The 7,347-nt window shown below is 67.1% G+C and carries 8 protein-coding genes and 1 pseudogene; 1 reads left to right on the top strand and 8 read right to left on the bottom strand.

Translation table 11 applies throughout. From position 1 onward, the window contains the following. Positions 1–42 precede the first annotated feature (42 nt). The 5 genes from thpD to ACFWF3_RS17310 all read right to left on the bottom strand — a co-directional run bounded on the left by thpD (position 43) and on the right by ACFWF3_RS17310 (position 3,955). A complete protein-coding gene (gene thpD / locus ACFWF3_RS17290) occupies positions 43–969 on the bottom strand; it encodes an ectoine hydroxylase (protein WP_378987749.1) in 927 nt (308 codons plus the stop codon). Continuing rightward, positions 953–1,357, bottom strand: a complete 405-nt coding sequence (locus tag ACFWF3_RS17295) for an ectoine synthase (RefSeq protein ID WP_378627675.1) — start codon at positions 1,355–1,357, stop codon at positions 953–955. Before ACFWF3_RS17295 ends, thpD begins: the two co-directional genes overlap by 17 nt. After that, positions 1,354–2,625: a diaminobutyrate--2-oxoglutarate transaminase gene (gene ectB / locus ACFWF3_RS17300; RefSeq protein ID WP_379314444.1), complete on the bottom strand. Its 1,272-nt coding sequence runs from the start codon at positions 2,623–2,625 to the stop codon at positions 1,354–1,356. The genes ACFWF3_RS17295 and ectB overlap by 4 nt, the downstream gene beginning before the upstream one ends. Further along, entirely contained in the window at positions 2,622–3,173 is a 552-nt protein-coding gene (ectA, locus tag ACFWF3_RS17305) for a diaminobutyrate acetyltransferase (RefSeq protein WP_379314445.1), read from the bottom strand. The genes ectB and ectA overlap by 4 nt, the downstream gene beginning before the upstream one ends. A 71-nt stretch (positions 3,174–3,244) precedes the next feature. After that, positions 3,245–3,955 (bottom strand): response regulator transcription factor, encoded by a 711-nt coding sequence (locus tag ACFWF3_RS17310; RefSeq protein ID WP_378987756.1) that lies wholly within the window; start codon positions 3,953–3,955, stop codon positions 3,245–3,247. Between the two features lie 204 nt (positions 3,956–4,159). Here ACFWF3_RS17310 and ACFWF3_RS17315 point away from each other — a divergent pair, with 204 nt between their 5' ends. Then, a complete protein-coding gene (locus ACFWF3_RS17315) occupies positions 4,160–5,104 on the top strand; it encodes a threonine/serine dehydratase (RefSeq protein WP_378987757.1) in 945 nt (314 codons plus the stop codon). Here ACFWF3_RS17315 and ACFWF3_RS17320 read toward each other — a convergent pair. The 3 genes and pseudogenes from ACFWF3_RS17320 to ACFWF3_RS17330 all read right to left on the bottom strand — a co-directional run. Beyond that, complete coding sequence (locus ACFWF3_RS17320; RefSeq protein WP_379314446.1) at positions 5,101–5,955, bottom strand: SDR family oxidoreductase; 855 nt, start codon at positions 5,953–5,955, stop codon at positions 5,101–5,103. The two genes, ACFWF3_RS17315 and ACFWF3_RS17320, sit on opposite strands and share 4 nt — an antisense overlap. Before the next feature lie 33 nt (positions 5,956–5,988). Continuing rightward, on the bottom strand, positions 5,989–6,681 hold the full coding sequence (locus ACFWF3_RS17325) for an FHA domain-containing protein (protein ID WP_379314447.1): 693 nt from the start codon (positions 6,679–6,681) through the stop codon (positions 5,989–5,991). Between the two features lies 1 nt (position 6,682). Then, positions 6,683–7,347 (bottom strand): annotated as a pseudogene (locus tag ACFWF3_RS17330) (hypothetical protein); the annotation flags it as partial.

Below are 7,347 nucleotides of genomic sequence, written 5' to 3' on the forward strand. Positions count from 1 at the left end.
ACCCGCGGTGATCCGCGGGTGGCGGCTTCGTGGCCGACCTGTCTAGGGCGCCTGGTCCGCCAGCACCGCACCGGCTTCGGCCGAATTCTCACGCAAGGGCGTGAAATCGCGGGCGGCGATGTGTTGCGGGCGGCGCTGGGGGGCCGCGAAAGGCTCCGCCAGGGCGTTTTCCACGCTGTTGAACACCAGGAAGATGTTCGAGCGCGGGAACGGGGTGATGTTGTTCGACGAACCGTGCATCATGTTGGAGTCGAACAACAGCGCCGAACCGGCCCGCCCGGTGAACTGGGTGATCCCGTAACGGGCGGCCAGGAACGTGACATCGTCCGTCGTCGGAACCCCGATTCGCTGCTCGCGCAACGACTCCCGATAGTGACCGCTCGGCGTTTCGCCCAGGCACGGCACGAAGGTGCGGTGTGAACCGGGCATCAGCATCAAGCTGCCGTTGAACGGATAGTTGTCGGTCAACGCGATCGACAGACTCACCGCCCGCGGGGCCGGCATGCCGTCCTCGGCGTGCCAGGTCTCGAAATCGGAATGCCAGCCGAAACCACTACCACCGAAACCGGGCATGTAGTTCACCCGGGTCTGATGCAGGTACACCGGCGAACCGAGGATCTGCTCGGCCAGGCCCGCGATCCGCGATTCGGCGACCAGCTCCGCGATCGGTTTGCTGAGCTGATGCACCTGGAACACCGAACGGACCTGCCCCGCAACGGGTTCCACGATCACCCGTTCATCGCCGTAGAGCACGGGGTCGGCCGCGAGATGGCCGACCTCGGCGCCGAAGGCGGCCACCTCGTCGGGGGTGAGCAGGTCGGGGATCGTCGCGAAACCGTTCGCGTCGAATCCGATCAGCTCCGGCGAGGTGACCTGGCCCCACACCGTGGGATCGGTGCGTTCGATATGCGGGGCAGGCTCCGACAACCGGGTCGGGTAGCGGTCGAGCTGATCAGACACTGGCGCCATCCTCCTCGATAATCAGCGGATACACCCCGTTCTCATCGTGTACCTCGCGACCGGTGACCGGCGGATTGAAAACACACAACATCCGCAGCTGGGTGCGGGCGGTGACCTGGTGACGTTCGTGTCCGTCGAGCAGGTACATCGAGCCCGGGCCCAGCTCGTACGTTGTCTGGTTGTCGAGATCGAGCAGGCTGCCCTCACCCTCGACCAGCCACACCGCCTCGACGTGATTCTGGTAGTGGAACCGGTGGACGGTGCCTGCCTCGATCGTGGTCTCGTGGAAGGAGAAACCGACCTTGTCGCCGCCGAGCACGATGCGCTTGCTGCGCCAACCCGGCCCTGCCACATCGCGTTCGGTGCCGGTGATCTCTTCGGTGGTGCGCACGATCATGCGGCACCACCACAGACGGTGTCGATCGAGGAGACCAGCACCGACAGGCCCTGATCGAGTTCATCGCTACCGAGCGTCAACGGCGGCAGCAATTTCACGACCTCGTCCATCGAGCCCGAGGTCTCCACCAGCAGACCCTGTTCGAACGCGGTGCGGCACACCTTGCCCGCCTGCGACGGGTCGTCGAAGACGATGCCGTGCACCATGCCGCGTCCACGAGTGGACACTCCGGCGTGCCGCTGCGCGACCGTGTCGAGCGTGCGACCCACGTAGGCGCCGTTCTCGGCGGTGCGCTGGGCGAGTTTGTCATCGGACCAGTACTCGCGCAGCGCGGCGGTCGCGGTGACGAAGGCGGGGTTGTTGCCACGGAAGGTGCCGTTGTGCTCACCGGGCGCCCACTGGTCGTGCTCGGGCTTGAGCAGCACCAGCGCCATCGGCAGACCGTAGCCACCGATCGACTTGGACAGCGTCACGATGTCGGGGGTGATGCCGGCGATCTCGAAGGAGAAGAACGGGCCGGTGCGCCCGCAACCCATCTGCACGTCGTCGACGATGAGCAGGATGTCGCGCGCGGCGCACAGTCCGGCCAGGTGACGCAGCCATTCGGCGCGGGCCAGGTTGACGCCGCCCTCACCCTGCACGGTCTCCACGATCACCGCGGCGGGGCGATCGAAGCCCGAGGAGCTGTCGTCGAGGACGCGCTGCATCCAGCCGAAGTCCTCGATGGTGTTGTCGAAGTAGCCGTCGTAGGGCATCGGGGTGGAGTGCTCGAGCGGCACCCCGGCACCGGCCCGCTTGGCGGCGTTGCCGGTCACCGACAGCGCACCGAGGGTCATGCCGTGGAAGGCGTTGGTGAAGCTCAGGATGGTCTTGCGGCCGGTGACCTTGCGGGCCAGCTTGAGCGCGGCTTCGACGGCGTTCGCGCCGGTCGGGCCAGGGAACTGGACCTTGTAGTCGAGGCCACGCGGCGAGAGCAGATTGTCGCGGATGGTCTCGAGCAGTTCACGCTTGGCCACGGTCGACATGTCCAGACCGTGGGTGATGCCGTTGCTGCCGATATATTCCAGCAGCGCCTTTTTCAGAATCGGGTTGTTGTGTCCGTAGTTCAACGCGCCGGCGCCTGCGAAGAAGTCGAGGTATTCGCGGCCCTGCTCGTCGCGCAACCATGCGCCTTCGGCGGTGCTGAAGATGGCCGGCCAGTCACGGCAGTATCCGCGCACATTCGATTCCATGGCCTCGAAAATGCTGGTGTCGGTGGTCGTGATCATCGTCGTTCCTCCTGGCGCTGAGCCGGTGAAATCACATACAGCAGCTCTGCCTCGTGTGAATCGGGGAAATCGTTTTCTTCGAACAGGTCCTCGGTGCGCAAATCGGCACCGCGTTCCCGGGCCACCGCGGAGAACAGCGCATGCGAGGCGGTGTTTCCGGGTGAGATCGTGGTTTCCAAGGTGGTGATGCCCGCGCCGGCTACCGAATCGAGCAGCGCGTGCAGGATGGCGGCGGCCAGGCCGCGGCCGCGAGCTTGCGCGTCGACGGCGATCTGCCAGACGAACAGCGTGTCCGGAGCTTCCGGGCGCACATATCCGATGACGAATCCGACGGGCTGACCGTCACTTTCGGCAACCAACGAGGTTGCGGCGAAATCGCGACACCACAGCAGGTACGCGTAGCTGGAATTGACGTCGAGTACCTGCGAATCGCGGGCGATCCGCCACAGCTGGGCACCGTCGCCCAGCCGCGGATGACGCAATCTCGGTTCCGAACCAGGGGCCGCCGCGCTGGCGGTCGGCTCGATGGACATGGTGGACGTTGTCATATATCTAACGTGCCCAGCCGACTTTGCGGTCTTTGTGTCGAGCTCTTTGCGGTTGTATGACGAATCGTTTACTACGACTGCACATCGAGGCGATACCCGAGACCGCGCACGGTAACCACGATGCGCGGGTCGGACGGGTCGCGTTCGATCTTGGTACGCAGGCGTCGCACGTGGACGTCGACGATGCGTTCGTCACCGAAAAAGCCCTGATCCCACACTCTTTCGAGCAGCACGGATCGACTCAGCACGCGGCCGGGGGTCTCCGCCAGTTCACACAGCAACCGGAATTCGGTGACCGTGAGGTGGATCTCCTCGGCGCCGCGACGCACCGCGCCCGCGTCGGCCGCCAGCACCAGTGGCGCGTGCGGATCGGCGTCGAGCACGGCCTCGGGGGTCGTGTCGCGATCGGCGGTGATGCGGGCGCGACGGCGGAGCGCGCGCATCCTGGCGGTGATCTCCTTGATTTCGAACGGCTTGCTCACGAAGTCGTCGGCCCCCGCCTCCAGGGCCGCGACCACGTCGTGGGTGTCGTAACGGGTGCTGATCACGATGATCGGCACATCGTGGTCACGACGGATCTCCCGGATGCAGTCGAAGCCGTCGGCTTCGCCGCGCATCAGGTCGACGATCATCAGATCGGGTGGCCCGTCGCTGCGCAGCCGATCGAGGGCGTCGGAAGGCACGCCTGCCTCGGCTACGGCATACCCTTCGTCTTCCATCGCGCGACGCAGGTCGCCGCGCATCTGGACATCGTCGTCCACGATCATCAGGTTCGCGCTCATGTGTGTGCACATCCTTTGCTGACACGCCGGGCGTGTGCCGGTGCACTGGGGGGTTTCGCGTCCCCAGACCGACACGACTACCCGCCTTCGAGCTTGTTACCGATCTGTTATGTACCCAGACTGGTGCGGACGTAAACCCGTCGTAACAATTCGCCCGCTCAACGGGCGGTTCGAGGGGACGTGGCCGGTGGCATAGTCGGAGGGGTGACCCCGACTTTCGCTGATATCGAAGCCGCCGCAGCGCGCATCGACGGACTGGTTCGCCCGATCACTGTCGCACCGGCCGGACCAGGGCCGGACCCGCTCTGGTTCGCACTGGAGTTCTTGCAGTTCACCGGCACGTTCAAGGCGCGTGGTGCGCAGAATTTCGTGCGCGCGCACGCGGCAGCGGAAACGTTGCCGGACGCGGGTGTGACGATCGCCTCGGGCGGCAATGCCGGGTTGGCGTGCGCATGGGCGGCACGGGAGGCGGGGGTGCCCGCGACGGTGTTTCTGCCCGAGACCGCGCCTGCGGTCAAAATCGGTCGACTTCGTGACTACGGCGCGCGGGTGCGACTGATCGGTCCGGAATACAAGCAGGCGTTGGCCGCTTGCCGGGAATTCGCCGAGACCAGTGGTGCGCTGGCCGCCCATGCCTATGACGATACGCTCGTGGCCGCGGGCGCCGGCACGCTGATGCGCGAGATCCAGGCGCGCATCCCCGACCTGGACACGGTGCTCGTCGCCGTCGGCGGCGGCGGGTTGTTCACCGGAACGGCGGTCGCCGCACAGCATTTCGGGATTCGCACGGTGGCCGTCGAACCCGAGGGCTGTCGATCGCTGAACGCCGCGCTCGAAGCCGGTCACCCGGTGGACGTCACCGTCGACTCGATCGCCGCGGATTCCCTCGGCGCCCCGAATGTGTCGGCGATGGCCTTGGCCGCCGCCCAGCATCCGAGTGTGCGGTCGTTGCTGGTGCCCGACGAGGCGATCCGCGCGGCCAGGCAGCAGCTGTGGACCTCCCATCGCATCGCCGTGGAGAACGGCGCGGCCACCGCGATGGCGGCACTGCTCGACACCGGTTCGGGCCCGGCCTATCGGCCCGAGCCCGGCGAACGGGTGTGCGTGATCCTGTGTGGGGCCAATACCGACCCCAGCGACCTCGTCTAGCGGACCAGGGCGTTCTTGTCGACATAGTTGGTCATCGCGGAGTTCAAACCGCGCATGGCCAAGGTGTAGCCGTAAGGGAAGTACCGCTGACCCCAGTGGGCCAACTGGATGTCGCGGGAGGTGTAGACCCAGTAGCGGTTGCGCTCGACACCCTTGATCACCGACGTGGCCGCCTGCTCCGGGGTGACGGCGTGGCGCATGAACAGCCTGATCGCCTTGTTCAGCGCCGCGTTGTCGCGGTCGACGCCCGCGATGTCGACGCTGTCGACCATCGGGGTGGCCATCGCGCCGGGGCAGACCAGGCTGACGCCGATCTTGTGGCGGCGCAGGTCGAACCGCAGCACCTCCGAGACACCGCGCAGGCCGAACTTGGTGGCGCTGTAGGGCGCGTGCCACGGTAGACCGAAGATGCCCGCCGCCGAGGACACGTTCACCAGGTGACCGCCGCGACCGGCGGTGATCATCGGGCGCACGAACTCCTCGATGATGTGGATGGGGCCCATCAGGTTGATGTCGACGGTGCGGCGCCACTGCTGTGGCGTGAGCTTGTCGACGGTGCCCCAGGTGGCGACGCCCGCCACGTTCATGACGATGTCGACATGGCTCACGGCCTCGAAAGTATGGGCGGCGAGACCGACGACCGCGGAATGGTCGCTGACGTCGGCCGCGTGCGCGAGATGCACCGTCGCCCCGGCCGCGCGCAGTTCCTCCGCGGTGGTGGCGAGCGTGTCGGCCGTGATGTCGGTGAGGACGAGCGAGGCCCCCTTCGCGGCGGCCGCGAACGCCGTGGCGCGGCCGAGGCCGCTGGCGGCACCGGTGATCAGGCAGGTCTTCCCGTCGAACTTCGTCATGGTCCCGACCCTACGTTTGGTGAACAGATGCGTCTACGGTTCCGCGGTGATCGCGATGGTGGTCCAGCCGCCGACATGGATCCGGCTGCCTTCGCGCAGTGCGACCGCCTGCTGCGGTGTGATCGATGATTCGGCGCCGTCCAGGCTGGTTCCGTTGGTGGAACCGAGGTCGGTGATGGTGAGCGCGCCCCTCTGATCGACCTGGATCATCGCATGTGCGCGGGAGACGCCGATATCCGCCGGGGCGATGCCGAGGTCGATCTCGGGCACGATCCCTTGCGAGGCCGATCGTTTTCCGATCAGGAACTGGTTGCCACGCAAGATGATTCGACGTTCGGGGTAGAAGTCCGGGAATTCGACACGCTCGGCATCGGGTCCCTTGCGGGCTCGGACGCGCGCGTAGAACTCGCGGTCGGCGAAGATCCGCGCGACCCACACCCCGGATCGACAACTGTCGGGGGGCGCGCCGGCAGCGATCATGGTGGGGTCGAATCCGGAGTCGGCCGATTCCGCGCGATCACCGGGACGCGAGGACGTCGCTGTCGCCGGTGGCAGGGCGGAATCGTGGCCGCATCCTTCGCAGAAGCGTCCGCTGGTCGGCGCGTGGCAGTTCGGGCACAGGCGCAGAGCCGCCGGGTCGGGCGTGGGCGCCGTGCCCAGAGCCGATCCGCACACATCGCAGTAGTCCGTCGACCGCGACTGGTGTCCGTCCGCGCACATCGGCATGTCAGCCGCCCTCCGGCCGCACCCGGGCGGTCTTGGTGGAGCGGATGTCGAGGGCGAGTTCGTCGGCCGCGGCGACCTGGCCGCGCAGCTTCACGGTGCCGTCGTGCTCGACCTCGACCACACCGCGCAGCAGTTTGGCGGTGGACTCGTGGCCGGAGGCGGCGGCGAGTTCCACCGCGCGACGCAGCTTCGCGGTCGCGGTGGTGACATCGCCGGTGCGGCGCGCCGCCAGACCTTCCTGCACGGCCTGGGCCAGTTCGACCTGGCCGGTGTAGTGGGCGACGCGGGTACTGATGCGGGTCGACAGCGTCGAATCGGTGGTCCAGACCGCGCGCACCAGGCCCTGGCCCAGTACCTCGTCGCCGGCCAGCACACTCAGCCGCGCGGCCAGCTTCTCCCGGCCCGGCGCGGCCGGTTCCAGTTCGATCTGCACGTGGTACTCGCGCTCCTCGGCGGCCCACGACGACAGCGGGTAGTCCCCCACCTGCGCACCCACGTCGATCCGGCGCCCGGTCAGATCCTCGAGCACCGGCGAGACCTGTTTGACCATCCGCACCCGCGCACCGGCCGGAGTCCACACCTTCAGCGTCAGTTCCGGGATCACGCGCGCGGCCGAGGAACGCATCATCGCGGCGAAATCTCGGGCCAGGTCCTTCGGATCGGCGA

Source organism: Nocardia sp. NPDC060220 (assembly GCF_042727815.1).
Lineage (GTDB): Bacteria > Actinomycetota > Actinomycetes > Mycobacteriales > Mycobacteriaceae > Nocardia.

Excerpts from the sequence above, each read along its gene's own strand:
- ACFWF3_RS17320 (WP_379314446.1), bottom strand. The coding sequence starts at position 5,955 with ATGACGAAGTTCGACGGGAAGACCTGCCTGATCACCGGTGCCGCCAGC.
- ACFWF3_RS17325 (WP_379314447.1), bottom strand. The coding sequence starts at position 6,681 with ATGCCGATGTGCGCGGACGGACACCAGTCGCGGTCGACGGACTACTGC.
- thpD (WP_378987749.1), bottom strand. The coding sequence starts at position 969 with ATGGCGCCAGTGTCTGATCAGCTCGACCGCTACCCGACCCGGTTGTCG.
- ectB (WP_379314444.1), bottom strand. The coding sequence starts at position 2,625 with ATGATCACGACCACCGACACCAGCATTTTCGAGGCCATGGAATCGAAT.
- ACFWF3_RS17310 (WP_378987756.1), bottom strand. The coding sequence starts at position 3,955 with ATGAGCGCGAACCTGATGATCGTGGACGACGATGTCCAGATGCGCGGC.
- ACFWF3_RS17295 (WP_378627675.1), bottom strand. The coding sequence starts at position 1,357 with ATGATCGTGCGCACCACCGAAGAGATCACCGGCACCGAACGCGATGTG.
- ectA (WP_379314445.1), bottom strand. The coding sequence starts at position 3,173 with ATGACAACGTCCACCATGTCCATCGAGCCGACCGCCAGCGCGGCGGCC.